Source organism: Exiguobacterium sp. s39, assembly GCF_018618925.1.
Classification (GTDB): domain Bacteria; phylum Bacillota; class Bacilli; order Exiguobacteriales; family Exiguobacteriaceae; genus Exiguobacterium_A; species Exiguobacterium_A abrahamii.
In genome coordinates, this window is sequence record NZ_JACSNA010000002.1 from 83,977 (window position 1) to 109,431 (window position 25,455).

The following is a 25,455-nucleotide window of genomic DNA, read 5'->3' on the forward strand; positions in this document are numbered from 1 at the left end:
TGAAAAAGTCTTTACTTTTTCGCTAAACCCCGTACAATGGTACACATCACGAAAATCACGAAACGTAAACGTATAGCAACGCTCGTATAATAGTGGGAATTGGCCCACGAGTCTCTACCGGATCGCCGTAACGGTCCGACTACGGGTGGTGAGTTACTGCTCTCTTTTTTGGCGTACAGTGGCTGCCCCCGGGTAGCGGCTGTACGTTTTTTCGTTTTTAAAGAGGAGAATGCATGTATGAAACGTCTACACGACATGATTAATCAAGAGGGAATCGTATTATCGGATCAAGTATTGAAAGTGGATGCCTTTTTAAACCATCAGGTCGATCCGACCTTGATGTGGGAAATCGCCTATGAGTTCATGGATCGCTTCCAAGATGCCGGTATCACGCGGATTTTGACGATCGAAGCAGGTGGTATTGCCCCGGCAATGATGACGGCGCTCCGTCTAGGGGTACCAATGGTTTATGCCCGTAAGACGAAATCCGTCACCTTGAATGAAGGAACGATTTCAGCTGAAGTCTTCTCGTTTACGAAACAACAGACGAGTACGATTACGGTTGCAGAAAAATACCTACAACCGGGTGAACGAGTTCTGATCATCGACGATTTCCTCGCGAACGGAGAAGCGGCATTTGGTCTCGCTCGCCTTGTTGAACAAGCAGGTGCGGAAGTTGCCGGCTTTGGAATCGTCATTGAAAAGTCGTTCCAACCGGGACGTCAAAAGTTAATCGAAGCCGGGTTCCGCGTCGAGTCACTCGCTCGCGTGAAGTCGTTGAAGGATGGAAAAGCGACGTTCGTTGACTCGGTGACCGTATGAAACTATCGAACTTCAAAGCCGCTAGTCTCGGACTTCAGCATGTGCTCGCGATGTACACAGGAGCAGCTGTCGTTCCGCTGATCGTTGGTAGTGCGATCGGATTGTCGGGAGAAGAACTTGCTTATTTAGTTGCGATTGATCTCTTCATGTGTGGCGTAGCGACCTTACTACAAGTGCTCGTCACGAAATATACAGGCGTCGGTCTTCCTGTCGTCCTCGGTTGTACCTTCACCGCAGTCGGTCCGATGATCGCGATCGGTAGTCTTCAAGGGATTACGGCGATTTATGGTGCTTTAATTGCGAGTGGTTTGATCATTCTCGTCATCTCAGGCTGGTTTAGTAAGATTGCAGTCCTGTTCCCGCCAGTCGTCCTTGGTTCTGTCGTGACGATCATTGGGATTTCCTTGATTCCGGCTGCAATCAACGATATCGGGGGCGGACAAGGGGTGAAGGACTTTGGTGACGCACGTTATCTTGGACTCGCCGGACTAACGATCGTCTTGATTTTAATCTTGAATCGCTACGGCACGGTCTTTTCAAAAGCAGCAGCCGTTTTGATTGCTGTGATGATCAGTACACTCGTCGCGTTCGGCATGGGGATGATCGACTTCAGTCCGGTGGCGGAAGCGTCTTGGTTCCAAATGGTGACGCCGTTCTACTTTGGTGTACCGACATTCAATACGACGGCGATCTTGACGATGACGCTCGTTGGTCTCGTCTCGATGGTTGAATCGACAGGTGTGTTCTTGACACTCGGTGAGATCACGGATCGTCGCTTGACGGATAAGGATCTAGCACGTGGCTACCGGGCAGAGGGTGTCGCGACGATTGTTGGCGGTATCTTCAACAGTTTCCCGTATACGACATACAGCCAAAACGTCGGTCTCGTTCAGTTGACTGGCGTGAAGACACGTAAAGTCATTTTATTTGCGGGTGGATTTTTAATCTTGCTCGGTTTCTTACCAAAAGTGGCGACGTTCACGACGTTGATTCCAAAACCTGTGCTAGGTGGGGCAATGTTGATCATGTTTGGAACGGTCGCAGCGAGCGGGATTCGTATTCTGTCGCGGGTCGATTTTTCGAAGAACGAACACGTCATCACGGTGGCACTCGCGCTCGGAATTGGTTTAGGAATCAGTATGAATCCTGAGATCGTAGCCGGTCTCCCGTCACAAATCCGTGTCTTGACGGACAGCCCGATCGTCGCAGGATCGCTAACGGCATTATTGCTAAATGGAATCTTCCGATTGACGAGTAAGTCGGAGTCAGTAGACGCGCCACTTGCTAAAGTTGATTAACAATTGTAACTTTCCGAAAGGAGCCGTCCTGTATACTACTTAGTAGCAGGAGGTTCCTTTTTTTATAATGCTAACGTAATCAGAATATTCCGAGTATGTGATTTTGGTAAGAAATATCATATGAAAACGTTTACAAAATCGACACATCTTCTTTATACTGACAACGTAGCGGTACGGGGAACTGCTAAGAAACAAACAGAGACGGGAAGGACGTCGTAAAAATGAAACAACAGACAGAGTTGAATCGGGGACTGGAAGAACGTCATATTACACTGATGTCGCTGGGGGCGGCAATCGGTGTCGGACTCTTCCTAGGGTCAGCAAAAGCGATCCAATTAGCAGGACCAGGGATCTTACTTGGTTATCTGATTGGTGGTGTCATCATTTTCATTATCATGCGAGCACTTGGGGAGCTTGCAGTGCGGGAGCCGGTGGCTGGTAGTTTTGCGGAGTATGCCCGGAAGTATGTCAGTCCACTAGCTGGCTTTTTAACAGGTTGGAATTATTGGTTACTCTGGATTTTTACGTGTATGGCGGAAATCACAGCAGTCGGTATTTACATGAAAGTATGGTTCCCGGATTCTCAGGGGTGGGTATGGGCACTAGCAGCACTTGTCTTGATGACGAGCATCAACTTCATTGCTGTTAAATTTTATGGTGAATTCGAATTTTGGTTTGCGTTGATTAAAATCGTCGCGATCGTCGCCATGATCATCTTAGGGACCTTGACGATTGTCATTGGTCTTGGAAACGGCGGCACACCGGTTGGAATTTCAAACCTGTGGTCACATGGTGGATTCCTGCCGAACGGATTCGGTGGAGTACTCCTTGCCATGCAGATGGTCATGTTTGCGTTCTTAGGAATTGAAGTGATTGGGGTCACAGCAGGGGAAGCGAAGAACCCGAAGAAAACGATTCGAAAAGCCGTCAATAACGTCTTCCTTCGGATTTTAGTATTCTACATCGGTGCGCTCTTCGTCATTTTATCGATTTATCCGTGGGATCAAGTCGGAGCGAACAATAGTAGTCCGTTCGTATTATTATTTGATTCACTTGGTATTCCAGCAGCAGCCGGCATCATCAACTTCGTTGTCTTAACGGCAGCACTCTCGTCATGTAACTCCGGTATCTTCTCGACAGCCCGGATGATGATGAACTTATCCGAGAACAGTGAAGCACCACGTCGTTTCTCGAAAATCTCGAAAAACGGTGTCCCAGCACTGGCGACGATTCTTTCAGGTGTTGCGTTGCTCGTTGGTGTCGCTTTGAACTACTTCTTACCGGAAGACGTCTTTGCGATCGTTACGAGTATCGCGACGTTTGGAGCCGTTTGGACGTGGGCGATGATTCTGATCGCTCAGATGCGGGCGCGGAAAGTACACGGTTCAGCAGAATTCGCTGTTCCATTCTTCCCGGTCGCGAACTACATTGCCCTCGCGGCACTTGCTGGTGTCATCGTCTTGATGGCATTTGACGCAAGTACACGCATCGCTTTGGTCGTTGGACCACTATGGTACGCGATTCTGATTGCTGTCTATTATGCACGGGGAATGCATAAGGAGACACGTCAATCGACGCGTCGAGCATCAGGAGAATAATGAGATGGGCGGATCCGCAAACGGGTCCGCTTTTTCATCACTTCGTATCAAACGGTTTCGTTTTGTTTTGATGATGAATTTGCTACACTTACGGCAGAACCATACAGGAGGTCATACGAAATGAAAACGATTCATGTAGATGAGTTACAAGAGCGATTAGAGGCAGGCGAAGCGTTACACGTCGTTGACGTCCGGGAGCAGGATGAATACGATGCAGGACATATTCCGAACGTCCGCTTCCTTCCGATGTCTGAAATCGGTGAACGCTATACGGAGCTGCAAGAAGGTGAAACCTACTACTTAATCTGTAAAGCGGGCGCGCGAAGCGAAAACGTCGGTCGTTTCCTCGAGCAGTATGGATATGATATCGTCAACGTCGAAGGCGGCATGATGAACTGGAAGGGCGATCAAGAAGCATAAGGGTAAGCGTTACCAAGGAAGACGACTCCATACGGGTCGTCTTTTTTTCATGTGAATCAATGAACGATTATTATTTTTACTATGAATATTCTTCGCTATTCTTCCGATAAAGAAGGTAGAATAGCGAGTCCTTGCACTCGGGAATGGAGTGACACATGGAACAAAAGATCAAACGCACGATGAGCATCAAACAAAAATTAATTCTGACATCAATTCTCCTATTAGTAATTCCAGCACTTGTGATCGGATTTGTTGCCTACAATCAGGCGAAACAAACGATGACGGAGCAAATTCTACAATCGGCACATGGTGGAGTCGATCGGATGAATGATGAGATTCAGAATATCATTGATCCGATGCGACGCGATGTCGCCTTTTTTGCGGACCGGATTGACGGAACGCTTTATCAAAAAGGAAAACAAAATGCAGCGTTGAAGGAAAAAATGACGGAATATCTCGACATGCATCCGCAAGCGGCGAACATCTATTTCGCGACGACAGAAGGGGATATGAACATTTTCCCGGAACAAGTCATGCCCGAGGATTATGACCCACGTGAGCGCTCGTGGTACCAATCGGCTGAAGCAGCCGGTGGAAAAGTCGTCATCACGGATCCATACGTCGATGCTGCCTCGAACAAGATGATGGTGACATTGTCACAAACGACCGGAAACGGAAGAGGTGTCGTGGCGATTGATGTCGATGTCGACCGCATCGCGGAAATCGCGAAAAAGATTAAAATTGGTAAAGAGGGTTATGTGACGATTCTCGATTCGAATAAGAAGTTCGTTACGCACCCGACGCTAAAACCAGGTGAAAAGGCAACAGGGAACTGGGTTGCGCCACTCTACGATGACCCAGCCGGACAATTTTCGTATGAATTCGAAAATGAAGGTAAACAGATGGACTTCATGACGAACGATTTAACGAAGTGGAAGGTTGCCGGAACCCTGTACGATCATGAAATCACCGATGCGACGTCGAGTATTCTGTGGACAACGCTTGCTGTCATCGGCGGAATGTTACTCGTCGCAGCCGTCTTCATTTACTTCATCCTTCGCTCGATCTTACGCCCACTCGGTCATTTGACACGTGGGGCAGAACGGATTCAATCTGGTGATTTGACGGAACCCGTCATCGTTGAATCAAACGATGAGGTCGGGCAAGTTGCGCAAAGCTTTAACGTCATGGTCGATTCACTCCGCTCGATCATCATCAATCTCGACCAGTCGATCACACAAGTGGCCGGCTCGTCGCAGGAATTAATGGCGAACTCTGCCCAGACGACGTCCGCATCGGAACAGATCGCGGGATCGATTCAACAGGTCGCAGCAGGGGCGGATCAATCGAAACGTCAACTCGATGCGAATGCCGTTTCGCTCCAGTCGATTACAGCGGGCATCATGCGAATTGCTGAGAGCTCAACCGATGTGTCAGAGCTATCACGTTCAACGGCAACAGAAGCCGAGAACGGAACGGTTGCTGTACTACAGAACGTCCAGCAGATGAAAGAAATCGATGCCTCCGTTCAAAACTTCGGTGGTGTCATCAGCTCACTCGCACATCGTTCGAATGAAATCGGGAAAATCGTCGATGTCATCAACGGCATTGCCGAACAAACGAATTTATTGGCACTGAACGCGGCGATTGAAGCAGCACGGGCAGGCGAAAACGGAAAAGGGTTCGCCGTCGTCGCAAGTGAAGTGCGTAAACTAGCAGAGCAGTCACAGGATTCAACGAAGCAGATTGCACAGCTGATTCAAAACATCAAGCAGGAGACAGATCAGTCAGTCACGATGATGAAAGAAGTATCAGGACAGACGAAAGCCGGTTTATCGACGACAGAAGCATCAGCAGAACGATTCCAGAAGATTCTCGAACGGACGCAAGAGATGACACCGCGAATCGAAGATGTGACAGCAACTGTCGAGGAAATCGCAGCGAACGTTCAAGAGGTTTCTGCCTCTGCAACCGAAATCGCACATATCGCGCAAGAGAATTCATCGGCGTCGAAACAAGTCGCAGCGACGACAGAAGAACAGTTGAGTGCGATGGAAGAGATTTCGCAATCAGCCAAAGCATTATCCGATATGGCGGAAGAATTACAGGTGCTCGTTGCCCGTTTCCGTGTTTAAGCCATCGATTATACAAAGCAAGGAAGCTATTCTTCCTTGCTTTTTTTTGTCTGTCACCATTTTGTGACAAACTGAACAAATAGCTTGGAATCCTTGTGAATCCGGGCTTGAGATGGTACTAAATCGGGAATTTAATAAATATCTAAACACTTCGAAGGAGGTGGGTGCGATGAAGCAGTTACGCAAGATGAGAGAGTGGAGTGAAGCGGGGCTTTTGGACGAAGCAACCGTCAAACGAATCGTCGATTATGAGAACAATCGTAAGGAAAAGCAACGTCTACCGCTCTTGTTGATTGTAGGGGGTACGTTCGTCGTATTGGCTGTGTTCAGCTTTTTAGCCGCCAACTGGCAAGTCATGCCGGTCGGATGGAAAATCGGACTTGTCGTAGCACTCATGTGGAGCTGTTACGTCATGGCGGATCTTTCAGAACGTCGGAGTATGTTGCATCCGATTGTCTTCCGAATCGGTGGAATCCTAGCGTTTGGCGCCTCGATTCTCGTCGTTGTTCAAAGTTTCAACTTGCCGATGGAAGGATCATTACTCGGATGGTGTGTGTTTGTCGCCGCGTTAGCGCATTATGTGCTTTGGCGTCATGAAGCATACGGTGTCGTCGCCTTCCTTTCCGGATGGACGATCTTCACGAGTCTCGGTGGTTTTGGTCAAGAACAGGCGAGTTATCTCGACTGGACATCGTTCGGTCTGATGGTCGTGCTGTCGTTCAGTTGGTTTTACTTCAGCCAACGTCTGCCATCGCTTTTGTTTAGCTGGCTGTTTCTCTTCTTCAGTGGTCTCTCCTTGTTTCTCCTTGTATCATATGACGGATTCCTGTGGCCAGTCTGGACGCTATTTTTACTCGTTCCAGTTCTCTGGCTTGTTCGTGAGAAGTCCAATCGTCGGATCGTCGAAATGGTCTATCTGGTCGTTGCTGCCATCAGTTCGATCGTCTATCTGTCTGTACGTGCGGAATCAAATGCCGCATTACCATCCATGACAGAAGCGATTCTGCTAGCTATCGTATCCATCGGGTTAGGAATTTTCCTCTATCAAAAACGTCGCTCCTTATTGTTTATCGTTCCGCTTGGATTCGTTGGAGTCCTGTGGCTTGATGAACAGGCCATTCTACTCGCCATTCTCGTTGAACTATCCGCGCTACTGTATCTGTTGTATCAAGAACGTCGTCATGCCGTCATCTGGCCAGCCTTCCTCTATTTCATTCTCGTTCAAATCGCGATATACGTCATCTATGCGTGGGATCGTTTAAACATGTCTTTGTTTTTCCTCATCGGTGCGCTCCTCATCTTCCTATTGTCCGGTGTCTTATGGTGGTTACGCCGTAGAGGAGGTGTGACGTCATGAAGCGCTATCTAATGCCTGTATTGCAGACGTGCGCCGTTGGTCTGTTGATCGTCAGCTTTTTTGCGACCTCCTGGTTCGGAACATCGTACCGTTTTCGGGCAGAGCCGTTTGATCCGTTTGATCCCGTTTACAGTGAATACGTGATGCTTCAGTATCCGGATTTAAAACCAGGTCCGACGATTCAAAATGGACGTGTTTATGTCAGCTTCAAGACAGATGCTTCTGGTTATGCTCAAATCGACCGGATTTCGAATGAACGATTCTTCGGAAGTGTTGCTGGCGACTATTACGATCAATACGTGTCGATTCCACAGTTGACGCAGTATTATGTCGAACAGGGAAGCGGAAAACAATACGAGAAAGCTAAAGCACTAGAAGTCCGTGCGGATGTGTCACCATGGGGAACGATCCGGACGACGAATTTAAAAATTTCTGAATAAAAAACCTTGCGTCAGGAATGAAACGGTTGTACTATTAATTTAAATTTTCAGACAACTAAATCTGCATGCGTAGACGGGAAGAGTAAAGTGATCAGAAATCGATAGAGAGTCTCTGTTGCTGGAAATGAGACGATTTCGTCATTTGAAGATGGTCCCGGAGCAGTCGGAAGAACGTGAACCGTGTTCATCAGTAGAACCGACCGGTAGGACGGATACCGTTAGCATTCCATGGAGTCTCGTACTCCTAGAGGTGGCTGAACGTGAGTTGAGCCATGAACGAAGGTGGTACCACGTGATCAGACATCACGTCCTGAGAGATGAGGGCGTGGTGTCTTTTTTTGTGGGGACGTTCGCGCAGGAGGAGGATGACGAGATGGCAGAAGCATTGGTATTGCAATCAGACTTTGGCGTGAGTGACGGGGCAGTGAGTGCGATGTATGGAGTAGCCCACAGCATCAATCCAGAGATTCGGATTTTTGATTTGACGCACGACATTCCGCCCTTCCACATTTGGGAAGCGTCCTATCGGTTACTGCAGACGGTACCGTACTGGACGGAGCAAACGGTGTTCGTTTCTGTTGTTGATCCAGGAGTCGGATCAAGTCGAAAGAGTGTCGTCGCGCGGACGCATGCGAATCAATACATCATCACACCGGATAATGGGACGTTGACGCATCTTTGGCAAGCCGGATACATTGCTGAAGTGAGGCAACTCGATGATCGACGGCATCGCTTACCGCGGATGGGGGAATCGTATACGTTCCACGGACGAGATATCTTTGCCTTCACGGGAGCTCGATTATCAAGCCATGTCATCACCTTCGAGGAAGTGGGACCTGTTTTACCTGCTTCGGACATCGTTTTGCTCGATCGGACAGTTGCCTCGTCGTCGGACAGCGGTGTTACTGGTATCGTCGAGATTCTCGATGTTCGCTTCGGAAATGTCTGGACGAATATTCCGGTCGCTCTCGTCCGTCAGGCGGGTCTCGACATCGGCAGCCACGTCAAGGTAATGATTTCGTATCGGGAACGAATCGTCTATGAACAGACACTGCTCTTTGGTCATTCGTTCGCCGACGTACCAGTCGGTTCAGGCGTCGTTTACATCAATTCGCTAGATCAGATTGCTCTTGCCTTGAATCAAGGTTCGTTTGCGCATGCATTTGAGGTTGGGATCGGAAATGATTGGAGTGTTAACGTACAACAAATCAAAGGAGGAGATCGAACATGAAAGGATTTACGACAAAACAGATCGTCGCAACCGGGATCGGAGCAGCTGTATTCATCATTTTAAGTCGATTCGCTGCGATTCCGACAGGCGTACCGAACACGTCAATCGAGACAGCCTATGCATTTCTCGCATTCATGGCAGTTTTGTTCGGACCGGTCACAGCCGGTTTGATTGGTTTAATCGGTCATGGATTAAAAGATGCAATTTTATATGGTTCCCCGTGGTGGAGTTGGGTCATCGTCTCCGGCTTCGTCGGGTTTGGTATCGGATTGATCGCTAACCGGATTCGCTTAGAAGAAGGTGGATTGACGACACGTAAAATCGTCTTATTCAATGCGACACAAGCCATCGTGCAAGCGATCGGTTGGATCATCATCGCACCGGTACTCGATATCTTAATTTACTCGGAGCCAGCGAATAAAGTCTTCGTCCAAGGTGCTGTCGCTGCGACATCAAATATCTTGACAGTCGGTGTCATTGGAACGTTGTTGCTCGTCACGTATGCCAAAACAAGAAGTAAAGCAGGCAGCTTGAAACGCGAAGTTTGACCGAATGAGCTATGATCCTGTGCGAAGAGTCGGCAGGATCATAGCTCATTTGGCTTGGGGGGAGAAAGACATGACAAACGTGATTGAATTTCAGGATTTTTCATTTACATATCGGAGTCAGTCGGAACCGACACTCCGGCAGATTCAATTAACGATTCAAGCAGGAGAACGCATCTTAATCGTTGGACCGTCGGGTTCAGGAAAAAGTACGCTCGCCCAGTGCATCAATGGGTTGATTCCGTTCTCGTACCCGGGAACGTGGGAAGGACAGGTCCTGATCAAAGGACAAGATGCCCGGGAGTTATCGTTATTTGATCGTTCGTTGCATATTGGCACGGTGTTACAGGATCCAGATGCGCAGTTCGTCGGTTTATCGGTTGGCGAAGACATCGCCTTTTCGCTCGAGAACAAACAGACTAGGCGACCAGAAATGCAGGAAATCGTCGAACGCGTCGCACGAATGACGGATGTCGAGACGCTCTTGCACGCACGATTGAATGATCTATCAGGCGGACAACGGCAACGGGCAGCATTAGCCGGAGTCCTCGTCGAAGATGCGGACATTTTACTGTTTGATGAACCGCTCGCGAATCTCGATCCGGTAGCGGGACAAGAAGCGATGGCGCTTATGGATCGACTGCAACGTGATACGAACCGCACACTGATCGTCGTCGAACATCGAATCGAGGATGTACTCGTCATTCCGTTTGACCGCATCATCGTCATGGTCGATGGGGAAATCATTGCCGATGACCATCCGGATGTCATCTTAAGCAATGGCGTGCTTCAACAAGCGATTTTACGTGAACCTCTCTATGTCAGTGCCGCGCGCTGGGCTGGGCTTGCCGTTCAACCTTCAGATCAGCCGAGCCGCATCGATCCCTTTTTAAAGCAGTTCAATCAGACGGACGTGTTGGAGCGTTTAGAGGAAGCGCCTCAAAAAGAGACTGTAACCTCTACTGCATGGCTCGAACTTGAACAGTTGGCGTTTCATTATCGCCAAGGAACGCCGGTGCTTGAGAACGTGACAGCCTCTTTTCAAAAGGGAACGCTGACGACGATCGTCGGTCAGAATGGTGCCGGGAAATCCACGCTTGCGAAAGTGTTGAGTGGTTACCAACGGACGACAGGTGGTCGGATCCTACTTGACGGAACCGACATCACGAACCAATCGATCGCAGAGCGGGCGGGGGCGATCGGATTCGTTCTGCAAAATCCGAATCATATGATTTCAAAGCACCTCGTGCAGGAGGAAATCCGCTACGGGATGCAGGCGCTCGGATTAAGTGAGGCGGAAGAAAACGAGCGTCTCGAGCAGACATTACGTCGTTGCGGATTATATCCGTTTCGTAATTGGCCGATTCAAGCACTGAGTTTTGGTCAGAAGAAACGAGTGACGATTGCTTCGATTCTCGTTCGACGACCGGATATCTTGATTCTCGATGAACCAACAGCCGGTCAAGATTACCGTCATTATTCGGATATGATGGACTTTTTAGAAGGATTGAAGCAGGACGGGATGACGTTACTCATCATCACGCACGACATGCACCTCGTCTTAGAGTACAGCGATCAAGTCTGCCTCGTGCAAGCCGGGCGTATCCGTTATGCTGGGACATCATTTGGACTGCTGAATCAAGAACAATTACTGCATCACGCCCATTTAAAACAAACATCGCTCTTTACGATAGCGCAACACCTCGACATCGATCCGGAACGATTCGTCGAGTCCGTGATTACGACGGAGCGAAAGGAGCGGGAACAATGGCTGTAGAAATGCTTGGTTATATTGAAAAAACGTCACCGATTCATCGCTTGACGGGAACGACGAAACTAATCGGATTCTTGTTATTTACGACAGCGACGATGTTCACCTATGATACACGTGTCTTACTTGTGATGGGGTTAGTCAGTATCGTATTATTCCGCTTGTCGCGTATCCGGTATCGGGAAGTTCGGTTCGTATTGATCTTTACAGCGATATTCGTCCTGATCAATGCGCTTGCCGTTTATTTGTTCGAACCGGAGCAAGGCGTTGGAATCTACGGATCCCGTCACGTGTTACTTGAGGGTATTGGACGATTTACGGTAACAGCAGAACAAGTGTTTTATCTGTTTAATCTCATCTTAAAATACAGTGTGATCGTTCCGATTGCTGTGTTGTTTCTCGTCACGACCCATCCGACGGAGTTCGCTTCTTCTTTGAATCGGATTGGTGTTCCGTATAAGATCGCATTTGCGGTCTCCTTAGCGCTCCGTTATATTCCGGACGTTCAATCTGATTTCCGGACGATCGCGAACGCTCAAGAAGCACGAGGGATTGCTGTCTCACACGGCTCCCTTTGGCAGCGGGCACGCAATAGCATCCAGATTTTACTTCCGTTGCTATTTACGAGTTTGGAGCGGATTGAGACCGTCAGCAATGCGATGGATCTCCGTGGATTCGGTGCCGGACGAAAGCGAACGTGGTACAACCAACAGACGATGACACGAATCGATTATGTCGCGATTGGCTGTGTGCTACTTTTGACGGTTTTGTCATTCGTCGTCACTTTCTATGATGGTAATCGCTTTTATAATCCGTTTTAAAAATGAGATACGAAAAAGGCAGTGGATGCGTCCACTGCCTTTTGTCATATGACCAATCCGCTTACGCAGATCGTTTTTGATTTTCCCAACGTGGTGAATTCAACAGTTCAATCCATTTCTTGACGGCTGAGATCGTGATGACGATCGCGAGCAGTCCCATCGTTACAGACAAGACCGTATTCAAGATGCTGAAACCTGGAGAATCCGGGTTTGCATAGACGTTTGCGACCATCCAGATATCCGCGAACGTTACCGTGATCAGAAGATAGACGAGCGGGATAAACGTCGTCAGGGCATAGATTTTTTTGTCGGCGATTTTCAAGATGATCGTCGTTCCGATGATTAAGCCAATCGACGCCATCAGCTGATTCGATACCCCGAATAATGCCCAAATTGAACCAATGTCACCCGAGAACAGGAGATAGCCCCAGAAGAACGTCCCGAGTGCCGAAGCGAAGATCGCACCTGGAATCCAGTCGACACGTTTGAGTGGTTTGTAGAACTCCCCGAAGAAATCTTGAATCAAGTAACGGGCGACGCGTGTTCCTGCATCGATTGCGGTTAAGATGAAGACCGCTTCGAATAGAATGACGAATTGGAAGAAGAATCCGGCAATCTCTTTGAACCACGGGATGGCGCGGAAGATGAATGTCATACCGACAGCGAGTGAGACGGCACCACCTGTTCGACCTGCCAGATCGAGACCGATTTCACGGGATAGATCATCGAGATAGACTGTGCTCATACCGAGCGTCGCGAATACTTCTGGAGTTGAGTTGATGGCGAAGTAGTCACCGACTTCAAGCGATGTCGCAGCGATCAATGCCATGACGGCAACGAGACATTCGACAAGCATGGCACCGAAGGCAACGGGTTTAATATCGCTCCACCGATTGATCATCTTCGGTGTCGTACCAGAACCGACGAAAGCGTGGAAACCAGAGATTGCACCACAGGCAATCGTGATCGAGATGAATGGCCAGACTGGACCAGCGATGATTGGACCACCACCATCAACGAATTTCGTGAATGCTGGGAATCGAATGTCTGGGTTGATGATGAAGACACCAACGATCAAGGCAAGGAAGACACCGATTTTCATGAAACTCGATAAATAGTCACGAGGTGCGAGTAAGAGCCACACTGGCAGTGCAGCAGCGAAGAATGCATAAATCGGTAAAGCAATCGCGAGTTGACGGGACGAAAGATCGAACCAGTCACCGATGAATGTTTCCGTTAACTGAGGACCAAAACCAATCGCAGCTAGAATCAGTAGAAAACCAACTGTTGAAGCAAGTGCTAAATTGCCACCTTTACGTAAGTAAATCCCAACGAACATCGCGATTGGAATCGTCGAGAAGACAGCGAATGTACCCCATGGATTATGTTCAAGTGCGTGCAAGACGACCATCGATAGACCGGCCATCGTGATCGTGATGATGAAGAGCATCGCCAGACCGGCACAAAAACCAGCGACTGGTCCCAGCTCTTTTTTAGCGACTTCAGACAGCGACTGACCGTCTTGGCGCATCGAGGCAAAAAGAACAACCATATCATGGACCGCTCCACCGATGACGGCACCGATTAAGAGCCACAGTAAGCCGGGGAGATATCCGAACTGCGCAGCAAGGACAGGTCCGACGAGTGGACCGGCAGCAGCGATTGCCGCAAAATGGTGTCCGAACGAGACCCATTTGTTCGTTGGGACGTAATCTTTTCCATCCGCTAATTTATGAGCGGGCGTTTCGCGATCATCTTTGATTTTTAAGACTTTCGCAGCCATGAACGTGCCGTAGAGACGATACGCGATTAATAAGATACAGATGACAGCAATAACGATTGGAGTAGCGCTCATCTAAAATTCCTCCTCTTGAATGAACTATGATGGATTTAGTATACAAGTTATGGAAGCGCTTTCTTTGATTTTTAGATGAGTTGTCGGTTTTGTTCGATGAAAGGTTGAAAATGGACCTTGAATCACAAAAAAAGAAGCGCTTAAATACCGAGCGCTTCTTTCAGTAGTTTGACATACGTCCGACTGACTGGCACATCAATCTGATGAATTTTTAAGTTGTAGGCTCCGTTGAACCAAGGTTCGATGGCATCGATTGCTGATAAGTTGACGAGATATGAGCGATGAACTCGTAAAAAGCGATGATCTTGAAGCTTTCGTTCGAGTTCGAGTAAGGTCTCGTTCGATGGATACGCCTCATGTTCCGTGACGATCTTCGTCTTCCCGTTCTCAGCGACGATGTAATCGATATCTTGAGGAGACAATAATTTCAGTTGTTCGCCCGTCTCAACGGCTAAACGTTCAAGTCGAGGTGCTTTTTTCGGAAGCGGTCGCGCAACTTTTTCAATCGCACGGACAATCCGTGCCGGATCATACGGTTTCAAGATGTAATCATAGGCATTGAGCTCAAACGCTTCAAGCGCATGAGCATCATATGCCGTCACAAACAGCAAAGCTGGTGGACGTGGCATCGATTTCAAGCGTTTGGCGACTTCAAGACCACTTCCGTCCGTTAGCTCGATATCGAGAAAGACTAAGTCAGGTTGAAGGGAGCGAACGAGTCGTTCGGCTTCCTCGACACTGCCGGTTTCCCCGACGACTTCAAGACCGGCTGCGGTCACGTGATAACGGAGCTCGTCGCGTGCGAGCGGTTCATCTTCAATCAACAAGGTGCGCATGCTGGATCTCCTTTCTGAGTTCAATCGGGAGACGAATCGCGATCGTTGTGCCGTTTTGACCGTCACTCGTGATCGTAAACTGTCCCTTTTCACCATATAAACTTCGAATCCGTTCTGCCGTATTGAATAATGCGGTACCGGTGCCCGAGGACGGAACGACTTCTCGACCGAGACGAGCAAGGCGCGAAGCGTCAATGCCGCGTCCGTTGTCGACGACTTCGAGACACAGCTGGTCTGCCTCACACCATGCCGTCACACCGACATATCCTGTCTGTTCAGAAGAAAACGCATGAAGGAACGCATTTTCGATCAACGGTTGTAAGATGAACGGTGGAACGAGTAAAGACGTCGTCTCGTCTGCTAAATCAATGTCGAGAAACGGACGATTCGGAAAACGAGCGGCTTCAAGAGATGTGTATGCTTCGATGTGCTCGAGTTCCTTTTGGAGCGGAATTTTCGTCGATCGTGCGCCTTGGAGGTTACTGCGGAAGAACGTCGACAATTCGAGCAACAACGTGCGTGCTTGTTCGACATCCGTCCGGCACAGTGCATAAATCGTATTGATCGCATTAAACAGGAAGTGGGGGTGAATTTGTGCTTCGAGTGCCCGGATCTCGGCATCTTTCAGTAAACCGGCTTGCCGCTGGGCATTCCCGAGTGCTAGTTGTGTCGAGAACAATTTCGCTAACCCTTCAATGAGTTCGACTTCGACGGCGTCGAGCAATTCGGCATGAGGATAATAGACTTTCAACGTCCCGATCGTCGTTTCCCCGACGATGAGCGGAGCGATGATGCCGGCTTGAAGCGGACAATCCGTTACGGGACAGCCGATATCGAGTCGTTCCGTCACAAGACGGACTTGTCCGTCCTGCAAGACATGCTCGGTCGGTTTCGTCGTCCAGTGACTCCCAGCTTGATGGTGGTCGCTCCCGATACCGATATGGGCCAGGATGACGGAACGATCCGTCAGTGAGACGGCTTCGGCTCGCGTTTGCTGCAACAGAATTTCCGCGACAGCTTCTGCCGTATGGATATGTAGACCACGCGTCAGATGCGGAAGCGTCAAATCGGCGATATGCAACGACCGTTCTGCTTCTCGTGCCCGAACCGTTTCCTCTTCTCGTGCAGCAAGACGGATGATCGATAAGAACAACCAGACACCGAGGACGTTGATCAGTGTCATCGGTACGAAGATGAACTGGACGAGTTCGACTGCCGCATCAAAGGGGCGGGCGAATAGTAAAATCAATGACATTTCAAACAGCATTAAAAAAGCAGTCAGACACACGGGCAATAACGCTTGGCTACTGAGGCGGTCGCGCCAATAGGATCGTAAGAGACCGCTGACACCACCGGCGATGACGGTGGAAAGCGCGCAAGCGAACGCTGTGAATCCGCCGAGGGAATACCGGTGAACCCCGACAATCAATCCGGTCATCAATCCACCGAGCGGACCAGCGAGTAATCCGCTGATGACGACGATCATCGTTCGTGTGTTTGCAATCGCTGATGTCCCGTCGACTTCTTCGAGCCAAGCATGAGGTAAGAATTCAGCTAAGTCGACTTTGACCCCTGTATAGTTACTTAAAATACCGTACGTCGCAAAAAACAGGACGAGGACACGAAATTGCCAGCCCGCTTCCGGTTGACGCAGCAGCCGTCGTGTCGGTCCCCACTGGGCGAGGATGAACGCTAAGATGATCATGATACCGAGTCGTTCGAGTAAAAAAGGAATCAGTTCCAACATGTGCATTCCTCCATTCGAGTTAAGTGTAAACGCTCGCAAAAGGGAGAGCAATGCCGGCACACAAAAAAGCCGTACTCGCTCGGTTTAAGAGGGAGTACGGCAGACTTACTTATTGTGCGTCTTTATCGAACGTGATCCGTGCGATCGCGTCATGTTGGTGAATCGTTTCTTCGTTACGGCATTCGACGTAGAACGAAGCAATTGGGTCCATTTCGTACAAGTCAGCAGCAATCAAGCGAACCATGTCTTCTACGAAACGTGGGTTTTCGTATGCCATCTCTGTCACGCGTTTTTCATCCGGACGTTTGAGTACTGGGTGAAGTGGCGCTGAGGCATTGGATTCAGCTGCATCAAGCAATGATTGTTTCCAGTCAAAGTCTTCTGCTTCATCACGTAACGATGCTTCCATCGTGACGTAACCACGTTGGTTGTGAGCACTGTATTCGCTAATTTCTTTTGAACATGGGCAAAGTGTCGTGACGTTGATCGTCAAGCCGACAGACAACGTCGCTTCGTCCGTTTCCGTGTTGACGCTGACCGTTTGCCATACTTCAGCATTCATCAAGCCGCTAAGACCTGTTGCAGGTGCTTTACGTGTGAAGAACCATGGGTAACGGATCGTCAATTGACCTTCCGTTTGTTCCATGCGGTCTGCTAAATCACGCGCGAATTGAATGAGTGACTCGTTCGTGACCGTCCAACCTTCGTTATGGTATTGATCCAGTTGCTCCGTTAAACGGCTCATGTTGATCCCTTTACGGTCTTGTACGAGTGATGTCGACAGTTCAAACGTCGCGACTGTCGCTTGTGTTTTGTCTCCGTCTTGGATGACGACAGGATGTTTGACGTTTGAGATTCCGACAGCATCTAGTGCGAACAAGAAGTTCTTCGGTGTATTTTGCAAGTCGACCATCTTATCTTTTTCAGTCGGTTTTGTTCCTTTGATTGGTGGTACCGAACCGAACAGCTTATGGCGCTCTTCTTTTGTTGGTAACGTAATCGGGTAGGTAGACATATTCATTGGCCCCTTTGTCCTTTTGTAGTGTTTCAATAGTAATAACATGACAGGAATGCTAGAGACGAGCAAGTCTGATGATTCCGCAAATGTGTTTCATCTTTTCATCGCTAGAAGTATTGTCTTGAATTTTATCACGAACGTTCGATAAACGAAACTCGCACGACTCAAAATCGACACATTCTATATCTATAGGAATAACTTACTTGCAATCGGGTATACTATCCTATAGTATATGTTCAGGTGAACGTGTAATCATTGTTTTTTTGTCATGGTCAATAATTGAAGTTTTTTTATTTTACAGGTAGTAAGAGAAAGGGATGACAGAGATGGATTGGCAGTTACTATTACAGTACGCCTGGGTCGTACTCGTCTTGATCGCGCTTGAAGGATTACTTTCAGCGGATAATGCACTCGTACTCGCGGTCATGGTCAAGCACTTACCAGGAGAACAACAAAAGAAAGCACTTTTTTATGGACTAGCTGGAGCGTTCGTCTTACGATTCGCGGCATTGTTCGCGATTTCGTTCCTCGTCGATATTTGGCAAATCCAAGCACTCGGAGCGGCGTACTTGCTCATCATGGGACTACGGCATATTTATAAGACCGTTAAAGCCAGAAAGCTCGGTGAGAACCATGGGGCTGAAAATGAGCTAGATGAAGAACCGAAGTCGGAAGAGCCAGTTTCAAAAGGTGAATTCTGGCGGACAGTCGCGAAAATCGAATTCGCAGACTTAGCGTTTGCTGTCGATTCGATTCTTGCAGCAGTAGCACTTGCCGTTGCCCTTCCAAACTGGGGATCAGGCGAAATCGGTGGTTTGAACACAGGTCACTTCATCGTCATCTTAACAGGTGGTTTGATGGGTGTCGTCTTGATGCGTTTCGCAGCACGTGTCTTTGTTAAATTGCTCGCAGATCGCCCAGGTCTTGAGACAGCAGCGTTTGCGATTGTTGCCTGGGTTGGTGTGAAGCTAGCCGTTCTTGCGCTCGAACACCCGAAATACCACGCATCAATCGAAGGAACAATCTTTGAAGCCTTAAAACTTCCTGAAGGATTTGCCCACAGTACACCGTGGCAGGCTTTCTTCTGGACAGTCATGGTCGGTCTTGCTCTTTGGGGTTGGTTCTCTTCACCAAAAACGAAACCAAATCCAGATGCTGAAAAGAAAGTTGATCAAAACTTATAAGAAATGGAAACGATCCGTCGATGACGGGTCGTTTTTTTGTGTTAGGTTTTCTTAAACAATGGGAATAAAACACAAGGTTAAGTACTTGAGTCGAGCTTTCATCTTTTTCTTTCCGATCGACCGGCATATAATAAATAGACTGAACAATAAAGGGGATTCGTTAGTATGGATATTGGATTAATTACACAGTATGCGACCGTCGGGCTCGTACTGATCATTTTGCAAGGATTACTATCCGCCGACAATGCGATGGTCATGGCGGTCCTCGTCCGACCGTTACCAGACGATCAACGTAAAAAGGCGCTTTTCTATGGTCTCGTCGGAGCACTCGTCTTACGTTTCGTGGCAATCTTCTTTGCTTCGTACTTAGCGACGATTTGGGAACTTCAAGCACTCGGGGCGATTTATCTCTTTTATGTCGCGTTTAAAGGAATCGTCGAGGCACGATCGAATAAACACCAAGTACCGGACACGATTGCCTCACAAAAAGCCTCACCGAACTTTTGGTGGACCGTCGTTAAAGTCGAGTTCTCTGATTTAGCGTTTGCGGTCGATTCAACGCTTGCTGCTGTCGCCATGGCAACGACATTACCGATGATTGGTGGAACGATCGGTGGTCTGAATACAGGACAATTCTGGGTCGTCTTCTTCAGTGGGATCATTGGTCTCGTCATCATGCGTTACTTCGCGAGCTGGTTCGTCGTCTTGCTCCAAAAGCGACCAGGCATCGAAGAAGCTGCCTTTTGGCTCGTCGCATGGGTTGGTGTAAAACTGGTCGTCATGACACTCGCGCATCCGTCAATCGACGTCTTGCCGCATGAGTTTCCAGAGAGTACACTATGGCAAACGATCTTCTGGGTCGTACTTGCTCTGATTTTAATCATTGGTTGGTTCCGTAGCGGAAGCAGTTCAACCAAATCAGCAAAATAATACAATGGCGGGCAGGGTACTCTCTGTCCGTCTTTCGTTAGGAGAGATTTCATGCAAAACGGTAATTTCATTAGGATGCTGACGCGGATGCAAAACGTTCCACGGTGGGATGAATATGCACCACGTTTTCCGGATAACGCAGCCAGTCACAGCTTTCGTGTTGCCTTATTCAGTTTGATGGCAAGCTATTTAGAAGAAGCAGACGGGCAAACACCAGTCGATCGCCTGACATTGCTCGGAAAAGCTCTATTCCATGACATGAACGAAGTCATCACCGGACCAATCAAACACCGGACAAAAAAAGAGCCAACGTTACATGCACACATTCAGGCAATGGAACAACAAGCAAGTGAACAGCTCGTTGCCTTACTCTCAAAGTCGCTTCAACCAGCGTTCACGACATACCTCGTGCATGCAGAGGATGAATCGCCGGAAGGGCGGATCGTCGAAGCCATCGATACGTTCGATGCGATGTTGTACGCACGCCGAGAAGCACGGATGACGGAGTCCGTCTTTTTCGAACAAAAAGCAGCGGAATTACAGGCTGTTCTCGAACGACACCCACTCGTTTCAATCCGTCGCTTGACACAGTCGGTCATGGAAGAGGATGAGATGTCTCATTTCATTGAAAACGTCTTGATGATGGATACGATTCGGCGCTGGAAAGGACGTTTCAATACGATTGATGATAACGACGCGACACATGCGTTTCGAGCAGCCTCGCTTGGTATCTTCAATGGTCTGATTGAATCAGAGAAGTACGGCGTCACGATCGACATCGAAGAAGTCGTCTCGCGTCTCTTGTGTCATGATCTCGTTGAAGGAACGACGGGAGATGTTCTTGGACCTGTCAAACATGCGACACCGGTCACAGCAGCAGCCTTCGAAGCTTACGAACGGGCAGAAGGAGAGACGTTGATCAATAATCTACCGAAAGAAATCCGAGCACCGTTCCGTCGGTTCGTCGTTGAAGCAAAAGACGAGACATACGAAGGACAGATGGTCGATGTGATCGATAAACTCGACGCATTGATTAAAATGAACATGGAACGGAAGTTGAACGGGGTCGAGTATGAGACCGGTTACCGCGCACAACTTAAAAAGGTTCAGATGACATATGAAAATCCATCGGTCGTCTTTTTCCTCGCTTATGTCTTGCACGATTTGGATTACGTGACGTCATGACGAAAGAAACCATGACCCCACGCCGCTTAACGTTGATCTTGATCCTCGGTTCGCTTGCTGCACTCGGACCGCTCTCGATCGACATGTATCTACCTGCTTTTCCGGATATGTCACGCTCGTTTGATGCGAGTGCATCACTGATTCAATTGAGTTTGACGGCTTGTATGCTCGGAATGGCGCTCGGACAATTGATTGTTGGTCCGCTGAGTGACGTTCGCGGACGTAAACGACCGCTGATGGTTGCTCTGCTCGCATATCTGCTCGCTTCTCTCGCCTGTGCGATGGCACCAACGATCGAAGTGTTGATCGCGCTTCGATTCATCCAAGGGGCAGCTGGAGCGTCAGGAATCGTCATTTCCCGGGCAATCGTTCGTGACTTGTTTGACGGACCTGAATTGACGCGGTTTTTTGCTGCCTTGTCACTCGTCAACGGAACGGCACCGATTCTCGCACCCGTCATCGGGGGACAGTTGCTTCGGTTCGGTGACTGGCATTTCGTCTTCTACTTGCTTGCGATTTTAAGCACAATGATGTTACTTGCCGTCGCACTCCGTTTACCGGAAACGCTTCCGCTTGATAGACGTGTCGAAGGAAACCTGACGACGACGTTGAAGACGTTCGGACGCTTGTTGACGGATCGCGTCTTCATCGGCTATGCGTTCGCGCAAGCATTCGTCATGGGCGCGATGTTTGCCTACATCTCGGGTTCACCATTCGTCTTACAAAATATTTATGGCGCTTCGCCGCAACAGTTCAGTTTTTTGTTCGGTTTAAACGGAATCGGAATCATCTTAGCAGCACAGATCGCTGGTCGCCTTGCTGGTCGTGTCGATTCAGAGCGGCTGATGCGAATCAGTTTGACGATCGTTGCGAGTGCGAGCATCTTATTGTTCCTCGCCTTGACGTTAACGAATCAGCTGATCTTCGTTATGATTCCACTATTCTTCGTCGTTTCAAGCGTCGGTTTGATCTCGACGCTCGGTTTTACCTTAGCGATGCAAAATTACGGAGCAACGGCAGGCAGTGCCTCGGCTCTTTTAGGGCTCTTGCCGATGCTCGTCGGTTCGCTCGTGTCACCACTCGTCGGGATCATGGGAGAACAATCGGCTGTTCCGATGGGACTGATCATCATGACCTTAGATTGCCTGGCGCTCATTCTCTATTATGGTCTGATTGTTCGTCGACCGAATCGTTCATAAACGCTAATTATTCAAAAACGTTTGTCCTCTGTATGGGATGAACGTTTTTTTCTTTTAATGAAAGGAAAAGAATTGGAATTCATTTTGAAACATTTTCTAAAAAATAAGCGTAGAAGAGAAAGAAAGCCAGTACTTCAGAAAGGAGTGGAGCGATGAAACAGGAGTTGCAGCGTGAACGAGAGCCGTCGATTGAGGCAAGATTAGCACGTCATTTTGCCGCACAGAAAAAATATTTACGTCGTCAAGAAGAGGCAATCGATCAACGAGACAAAGAAGTGGCTCGTTTATTGTTTGAGGAAAACCGGGCTGCTTATCAAAGGGCTTACCACGAACTGTATGGCTCACATCCTTACATCGAGGTGAACGAAGATGGACGTTAGTACACTTTATTTATATGCGTTAGCGGCCGCTGCTTGTGGTGTGTTTGTGTCCATCCTATTCTCAGACGTCATTCCAGGCGTCGATCAAATCTTTCATCCCACGTTGATCTTATCTTTTGTCATCATCACGTCAGCCATCGGATTCGGACTCGAACAGCTCAGTCCGCTGCGTTCGATGTTGATTTTAATCATCAGCAGTGTGATTGCGTTATTAGTGACGACGCTGATGCACATCTTTTTATTCGTTCCGATGGCACAAGCTGAACAGTCGCTTGGATTTTCGGAACAGATGCTAGAAGGTCGCAGCGCAACCGTCATCGTGCCGATTCCGACTGAAGGATATGGTGAAATCTTACTTGATGACGTCTCAGGGCGCGTATCAAAGTCAGCCGTTCTGTTTGAAGGACCTGCCTTACCACAAGGCACGAAGGTGCTTGTCATTGAGATCAAACAAGGCGTCGCGTCTGTCGTGACGTACCCCCAACAATGGAAAAAGGAGATGTTTACATGAATCCAGTGTTAATCGTATCGATCGTCGCGGTCGCGTTGATCGTTGCCTTAATCGTCTTATTCATCACGAAGTACCGAACGGTCGGTCCGGAAGAAGCGTTGATCGTATCCGGTAGTTATCTCGGAGGACGCAACGTCAATACGGATGAGTCCGGTAACCGGGTAAAAATTATTCGAGGTGGCGGAACATTCGTGTTACCTGTCTTCCAACAGGCGACACCACTGAGTTTGTTATCGAGTAAACTCGAAGTCACGACACCTGAAGTCTATACGGAGCAAGGTGTACCGGTCATGGCAGACGGTACAGCGATCATCAAGATCGGTAGCTCGATTTCTGAGATTGCGACGGCAGCGGAGCAGTTCCTCGGAAAATCAAAGGAGGAGCGAGAAGGCGAAGCACGTGAAGTTCTTGAAGGACACTTGCGTTCGATTCTCGGGTCGATGACCGTCGAAGAAATTTATAAGAACCGTGATAAGTTCTCACAAGAAGTCCAGCGGGTCGCGTCTCAAGACCTGGCGAAGATGGGACTCGTCATCGTTTCCTTTACGATCAAAGACGTCCGTGACAAGAACGGATACTTAGAATCACTCGGGAAACCGCGGATTGCACAGGTTCGCCGTGATGCGGACATCGCAACGGCAGACGCGGAAAAAGAGACACGCATCAAACGGGCGGAAGCTTCAAAAGATGCGAAAAAAGCAGAACTCGAACGTGCGACAGAAATCGCTGAAGCGGAAAAAGAAAATCAATTGAAGATGGCAGATTACCGCCGTGAACAAGATATCGCGAAGGCGAAAGCCGACCAAGCGTATGATCTTGAGAATGCACGCGCGCAACAAGAAGTCACCGAGCAACAGATGCAAATCAAAATCATCGAGCGTCAAAAACAAATCGAGCTCGAAGAACGCGAAATCCTCCGTCGTGAGAAACAATATGATGCGGAAGTCAAAAAACGCGCCGATGCCGATCGGTACTCGATTGAGCAAGCTGCCCAAGCGGACCGTGCGAAGCAATATGCGGAAGCAGATGCAACGAAATACCGGATCGAGGCATCGGCAAAAGCAGATGCAGAACGAATTCGTCTGGATGGTCTTGCGAAAGCGGACGCTGAGCGGGCACAGGGGGAAACAGAAGCGGAGATCATTCGTTTGAAGGGTCTTGCGGAAGCAGAAGCAAAAGAAAAAATCGCGCAGGCGTTCGAACAATTCGGACAAGCAGCGATTCTCGACATGGTCATTCGGATGATGCCAGAGTACGCGAAAGAGATTGCAGCACCACTCGGCAACATCGATAAAATTACAGTCGTTGATACAGGTAGTGGTGAAGGTGGCGGTGCGAACCGTGTCACCGGTTACGCAACGGATTTGATGGCGTCACTGCAAGAAACGTTAAAAGCGTCGTCAGGATTAGATGTCAAAGAGTTGATCGAGAACTTCTCCGGTAAAGGAACAGCAAAACCGTTGACGGTCAACTTGAATTCCCATGATGCGGTGGCAGCGTCGAAAACAGAAGACTGATGGCAATCCGCGTCTTATTGATTGTGTTCGCACTCCTGCTTTTTCATGTCGCTTGGCCGCTTCCATGGTATGCACTGGCGGTACTAGGTGGCGTCATTGGAATCATCAAAGGGTACACATCGGATGACGGAATCGCGAATATATTTAACATGAAGAAGGTATCTTACTCACTTTACGATCGACAAACACGTCAGGAAGCCGTTCTCGCTTTGATGTGCAGTTTGTTGACGGTCGACTTCCCGTACTGGTTCGCTGGGGTGACGACAGGAATCACGTGGCGTGATGTCGGATATGTTGGTTTCGAAGTAGTATCGACACTTCTGTTCGCTTATGTCTTATTCCGTTTCTTATGTCTGAATCTATTCCGACCATTCTTGGGGTCTGAAAAAAGGGAGCAAAGAAATGGATAGTTTATTTCTACTGCAAGAACGTTGGATGCTGTTGCTTCCGTTCCTCGTCGTCCTCTTGATCAACGTCGGGTTATTGACTGCCCTTCTGAAGAAGCGACGTGATTTACCAAAGCTGTTAGTTTTCGGAATGGGTGGGATGGCGATCGTGTTCATCGTCTCTTCGCTTGGATTAAGCATGGCATTGCTGTTCTTCGGATACAATTCATAAAAAAACGGGGCAGGCTCTAAACAGAGTCTGTCCCATT

At 48.7% G+C, this 25,455-nt stretch carries 24 protein-coding genes and 1 riboswitch; of the genes, 20 read left to right on the forward strand and 4 right to left on the reverse strand.

Going from position 1 to position 25,455, the window contains the following annotated elements:
• Nucleotides 1-62 precede the first annotated feature (62 nt).
• Nucleotides 63-162, forward strand: a riboswitch (purine riboswitch).
• Between the two features lie 75 nt (nucleotides 163-237).
• The 11 genes from KNQ11_RS11940 to KNQ11_RS11990 all read left to right on the forward strand — a co-directional run bounded on the left by KNQ11_RS11940 (nucleotide 238) and on the right by KNQ11_RS11990 (nucleotide 12,438).
• Complete coding sequence (locus KNQ11_RS11940; protein WP_035399199.1) at nucleotides 238-822, forward strand: xanthine phosphoribosyltransferase; 585 nt, start codon at nucleotides 238-240, stop codon at nucleotides 820-822.
• Entirely contained in the window at nucleotides 819-2,120 is a 1,302-nt protein-coding gene (locus KNQ11_RS11945) for a nucleobase:cation symporter-2 family protein (protein ID WP_214772013.1), read from the forward strand. The genes KNQ11_RS11940 and KNQ11_RS11945 overlap by 4 nt, the downstream gene beginning before the upstream one ends.
• Before the next feature lie 221 nt (nucleotides 2,121-2,341).
• The gene (locus tag KNQ11_RS11950) at nucleotides 2,342-3,718 is read left to right on the forward strand and encodes an amino acid permease (RefSeq protein ID WP_035399195.1); all 1,377 of its coding nucleotides are present in this window, start codon (nucleotides 2,342-2,344) and stop codon (nucleotides 3,716-3,718) included.
• A 120-nt stretch (nucleotides 3,719-3,838) separates the two neighbouring features.
• Nucleotides 3,839-4,138, forward strand: a complete 300-nt coding sequence (locus KNQ11_RS11955) for a rhodanese-like domain-containing protein (protein ID WP_023466762.1) — start codon at nucleotides 3,839-3,841, stop codon at nucleotides 4,136-4,138.
• 155 nt (nucleotides 4,139-4,293) lie between these two features.
• Nucleotides 4,294-6,273, forward strand: a complete 1,980-nt coding sequence (locus tag KNQ11_RS11960) for a methyl-accepting chemotaxis protein (protein ID WP_023466764.1) — start codon at nucleotides 4,294-4,296, stop codon at nucleotides 6,271-6,273.
• Nucleotides 6,274-6,442: 169 nt separating this feature from the next.
• Nucleotides 6,443-7,630: a DUF2157 domain-containing protein gene (locus tag KNQ11_RS11965; RefSeq protein WP_214772015.1), complete on the forward strand. Its 1,188-nt coding sequence runs from the start codon at nucleotides 6,443-6,445 to the stop codon at nucleotides 7,628-7,630.
• Nucleotides 7,627-8,070, forward strand: coding sequence for a GDYXXLXY domain-containing protein (locus tag KNQ11_RS11970; RefSeq protein ID WP_214772017.1), 444 nt, complete (start codon nucleotides 7,627-7,629; stop codon nucleotides 8,068-8,070). The genes KNQ11_RS11965 and KNQ11_RS11970 overlap by 4 nt, the downstream gene beginning before the upstream one ends.
• 373 nt (nucleotides 8,071-8,443) lie before the next feature.
• On the forward strand, nucleotides 8,444-9,301 hold the full coding sequence (locus tag KNQ11_RS11975) for an SAM hydrolase/SAM-dependent halogenase family protein (RefSeq protein WP_214772019.1): 858 nt from the start codon (nucleotides 8,444-8,446) through the stop codon (nucleotides 9,299-9,301).
• Nucleotides 9,298-9,849 carry an ECF-type riboflavin transporter substrate-binding protein gene (locus KNQ11_RS11980; protein WP_058704610.1) on the forward strand — a complete coding sequence of 184 codons (552 nt, stop codon included), beginning with the start codon at nucleotides 9,298-9,300 and terminating at the stop codon, nucleotides 9,847-9,849. The genes KNQ11_RS11975 and KNQ11_RS11980 overlap by 4 nt, the downstream gene beginning before the upstream one ends.
• A gap of 70 nt (nucleotides 9,850-9,919) precedes the next feature.
• Entirely contained in the window at nucleotides 9,920-11,623 is a 1,704-nt protein-coding gene (locus KNQ11_RS11985; RefSeq protein ID WP_214772021.1) for an ABC transporter ATP-binding protein, read from the forward strand.
• The gene (locus tag KNQ11_RS11990) at nucleotides 11,614-12,438 is read left to right on the forward strand and encodes an energy-coupling factor transporter transmembrane component T family protein (protein WP_214772023.1); all 825 of its coding nucleotides are present in this window, start codon (nucleotides 11,614-11,616) and stop codon (nucleotides 12,436-12,438) included. Before KNQ11_RS11985 ends, KNQ11_RS11990 begins: the two co-directional genes overlap by 10 nt.
• Before the next feature lie 61 nt (nucleotides 12,439-12,499).
• Here the strand turns inward: KNQ11_RS11990 and KNQ11_RS11995 are convergent, their stop codons facing one another.
• From KNQ11_RS11995 to folE2, 4 genes are all read right to left on the reverse strand, one after another.
• Nucleotides 12,500-14,293 (reverse strand): carbon starvation CstA family protein, encoded by a 1,794-nt coding sequence (locus tag KNQ11_RS11995; RefSeq protein WP_029343192.1) that lies wholly within the window; start codon nucleotides 14,291-14,293, stop codon nucleotides 12,500-12,502.
• A gap of 140 nt (nucleotides 14,294-14,433) precedes the next feature.
• The gene (locus tag KNQ11_RS12000) at nucleotides 14,434-15,129 is read right to left on the reverse strand and encodes a LytR/AlgR family response regulator transcription factor (RefSeq protein WP_029343193.1); all 696 of its coding nucleotides are present in this window, start codon (nucleotides 15,127-15,129) and stop codon (nucleotides 14,434-14,436) included.
• A complete protein-coding gene (locus KNQ11_RS12005; protein ID WP_214724849.1) occupies nucleotides 15,110-16,876 on the reverse strand; it encodes a LytS/YhcK type 5TM receptor domain-containing protein in 1,767 nt (588 codons plus the stop codon). Before KNQ11_RS12005 ends, KNQ11_RS12000 begins: the two co-directional genes overlap by 20 nt.
• Nucleotides 16,877-16,985: 109 nt before the next feature.
• On the reverse strand, nucleotides 16,986-17,891 hold the full coding sequence (gene folE2 / locus KNQ11_RS12010) for a GTP cyclohydrolase FolE2 (protein ID WP_023466774.1): 906 nt from the start codon (nucleotides 17,889-17,891) through the stop codon (nucleotides 16,986-16,988).
• A 329-nt stretch (nucleotides 17,892-18,220) separates the two neighbouring features.
• Here folE2 and KNQ11_RS12015 point away from each other — a divergent pair, with 329 nt between their 5' ends.
• The 9 genes from KNQ11_RS12015 (at nucleotide 18,221) to KNQ11_RS12055 (ending at nucleotide 25,418) form a co-directional block, all read left to right on the forward strand.
• Nucleotides 18,221-19,078 carry a TerC family protein gene (locus tag KNQ11_RS12015; RefSeq protein ID WP_041255251.1) on the forward strand — a complete coding sequence of 286 codons (858 nt, stop codon included), beginning with the start codon at nucleotides 18,221-18,223 and terminating at the stop codon, nucleotides 19,076-19,078.
• Nucleotides 19,079-19,243: 165 nt separating this feature from the next.
• Entirely contained in the window at nucleotides 19,244-20,008 is a 765-nt protein-coding gene (locus KNQ11_RS12020; protein ID WP_029343196.1) for a TerC family protein, read from the forward strand.
• A 51-nt stretch (nucleotides 20,009-20,059) separates the two neighbouring features.
• Nucleotides 20,060-21,193, forward strand: a complete 1,134-nt coding sequence (locus tag KNQ11_RS12025) for a YfbR-like 5'-deoxynucleotidase (protein ID WP_023466777.1) — start codon at nucleotides 20,060-20,062, stop codon at nucleotides 21,191-21,193.
• An 11-nt stretch (nucleotides 21,194-21,204) separates the two neighbouring features.
• Nucleotides 21,205-22,392, forward strand: a complete 1,188-nt coding sequence (locus KNQ11_RS12030) for a multidrug effflux MFS transporter (protein WP_244290080.1) — start codon at nucleotides 21,205-21,207, stop codon at nucleotides 22,390-22,392.
• A gap of 152 nt (nucleotides 22,393-22,544) precedes the next feature.
• Nucleotides 22,545-22,772 (forward strand): hypothetical protein, encoded by a 228-nt coding sequence (locus KNQ11_RS12035; RefSeq protein ID WP_035399178.1) that lies wholly within the window; start codon nucleotides 22,545-22,547, stop codon nucleotides 22,770-22,772.
• Nucleotides 22,762-23,283, forward strand: a complete 522-nt coding sequence (locus tag KNQ11_RS12040) for an NfeD family membrane protein (protein ID WP_055969938.1) — start codon at nucleotides 22,762-22,764, stop codon at nucleotides 23,281-23,283. The genes KNQ11_RS12035 and KNQ11_RS12040 overlap by 11 nt, the downstream gene beginning before the upstream one ends.
• Complete coding sequence (locus KNQ11_RS12045) at nucleotides 23,280-24,800, forward strand: flotillin lipid rafts scaffold protein FloT (protein WP_023466783.1); 1,521 nt, start codon at nucleotides 23,280-23,282, stop codon at nucleotides 24,798-24,800. Before KNQ11_RS12040 ends, KNQ11_RS12045 begins: the two co-directional genes overlap by 4 nt.
• Nucleotides 24,800-25,210, forward strand: a complete 411-nt coding sequence (locus KNQ11_RS12050; RefSeq protein WP_149426665.1) for a hypothetical protein — start codon at nucleotides 24,800-24,802, stop codon at nucleotides 25,208-25,210. Before KNQ11_RS12045 ends, KNQ11_RS12050 begins: the two co-directional genes overlap by 1 nt.
• Nucleotides 25,203-25,418 carry a hypothetical protein gene (locus KNQ11_RS12055; RefSeq protein WP_149426666.1) on the forward strand — a complete coding sequence of 72 codons (216 nt, stop codon included), beginning with the start codon at nucleotides 25,203-25,205 and terminating at the stop codon, nucleotides 25,416-25,418. The genes KNQ11_RS12050 and KNQ11_RS12055 overlap by 8 nt, the downstream gene beginning before the upstream one ends.
• Nucleotides 25,419-25,455 lie beyond the last annotated feature (37 nt).

Excerpts from the sequence above, each read along its gene's own strand:
- KNQ11_RS11940 (WP_035399199.1), top strand. The coding sequence starts at position 238 with ATGAAACGTCTACACGACATGATTAATCAAGAGGGAATCGTATTATCG.
- KNQ11_RS11945 (WP_214772013.1), top strand. The coding sequence starts at position 819 with ATGAAACTATCGAACTTCAAAGCCGCTAGTCTCGGACTTCAGCATGTG.
- KNQ11_RS11950 (WP_035399195.1), top strand. The coding sequence starts at position 2,342 with ATGAAACAACAGACAGAGTTGAATCGGGGACTGGAAGAACGTCATATT.
- KNQ11_RS11955 (WP_023466762.1), top strand. The coding sequence starts at position 3,839 with ATGAAAACGATTCATGTAGATGAGTTACAAGAGCGATTAGAGGCAGGC.
- KNQ11_RS11960 (WP_023466764.1), top strand. The coding sequence starts at position 4,294 with ATGGAACAAAAGATCAAACGCACGATGAGCATCAAACAAAAATTAATT.
- KNQ11_RS11965 (WP_214772015.1), top strand. The coding sequence starts at position 6,443 with ATGAAGCAGTTACGCAAGATGAGAGAGTGGAGTGAAGCGGGGCTTTTG.
- KNQ11_RS11970 (WP_214772017.1), top strand. The coding sequence starts at position 7,627 with ATGAAGCGCTATCTAATGCCTGTATTGCAGACGTGCGCCGTTGGTCTG.
- KNQ11_RS11975 (WP_214772019.1), top strand. The coding sequence starts at position 8,444 with ATGGCAGAAGCATTGGTATTGCAATCAGACTTTGGCGTGAGTGACGGG.
- KNQ11_RS11980 (WP_058704610.1), top strand. The coding sequence starts at position 9,298 with ATGAAAGGATTTACGACAAAACAGATCGTCGCAACCGGGATCGGAGCA.
- KNQ11_RS11985 (WP_214772021.1), top strand. The coding sequence starts at position 9,920 with ATGACAAACGTGATTGAATTTCAGGATTTTTCATTTACATATCGGAGT.
- KNQ11_RS11990 (WP_214772023.1), top strand. The coding sequence starts at position 11,614 with ATGGCTGTAGAAATGCTTGGTTATATTGAAAAAACGTCACCGATTCAT.
- KNQ11_RS11995 (WP_029343192.1), bottom strand. The coding sequence starts at position 14,293 with ATGAGCGCTACTCCAATCGTTATTGCTGTCATCTGTATCTTATTAATC.
- KNQ11_RS12000 (WP_029343193.1), bottom strand. The coding sequence starts at position 15,129 with ATGCGCACCTTGTTGATTGAAGATGAACCGCTCGCACGCGACGAGCTC.
- KNQ11_RS12005 (WP_214724849.1), bottom strand. The coding sequence starts at position 16,876 with ATGTTGGAACTGATTCCTTTTTTACTCGAACGACTCGGTATCATGATC.
- folE2 (WP_023466774.1), bottom strand. The coding sequence starts at position 17,891 with ATGTCTACCTACCCGATTACGTTACCAACAAAAGAAGAGCGCCATAAG.
- KNQ11_RS12015 (WP_041255251.1), top strand. The coding sequence starts at position 18,221 with ATGGATTGGCAGTTACTATTACAGTACGCCTGGGTCGTACTCGTCTTG.
- KNQ11_RS12020 (WP_029343196.1), top strand. The coding sequence starts at position 19,244 with ATGGATATTGGATTAATTACACAGTATGCGACCGTCGGGCTCGTACTG.
- KNQ11_RS12025 (WP_023466777.1), top strand. The coding sequence starts at position 20,060 with ATGCAAAACGGTAATTTCATTAGGATGCTGACGCGGATGCAAAACGTT.
- KNQ11_RS12030 (WP_244290080.1), top strand. The coding sequence starts at position 21,205 with ATGACCCCACGCCGCTTAACGTTGATCTTGATCCTCGGTTCGCTTGCT.
- KNQ11_RS12035 (WP_035399178.1), top strand. The coding sequence starts at position 22,545 with ATGAAACAGGAGTTGCAGCGTGAACGAGAGCCGTCGATTGAGGCAAGA.
- KNQ11_RS12040 (WP_055969938.1), top strand. The coding sequence starts at position 22,762 with ATGGACGTTAGTACACTTTATTTATATGCGTTAGCGGCCGCTGCTTGT.
- KNQ11_RS12045 (WP_023466783.1), top strand. The coding sequence starts at position 23,280 with ATGAATCCAGTGTTAATCGTATCGATCGTCGCGGTCGCGTTGATCGTT.
- KNQ11_RS12050 (WP_149426665.1), top strand. The coding sequence starts at position 24,800 with ATGGCAATCCGCGTCTTATTGATTGTGTTCGCACTCCTGCTTTTTCAT.
- KNQ11_RS12055 (WP_149426666.1), top strand. The coding sequence starts at position 25,203 with ATGGATAGTTTATTTCTACTGCAAGAACGTTGGATGCTGTTGCTTCCG.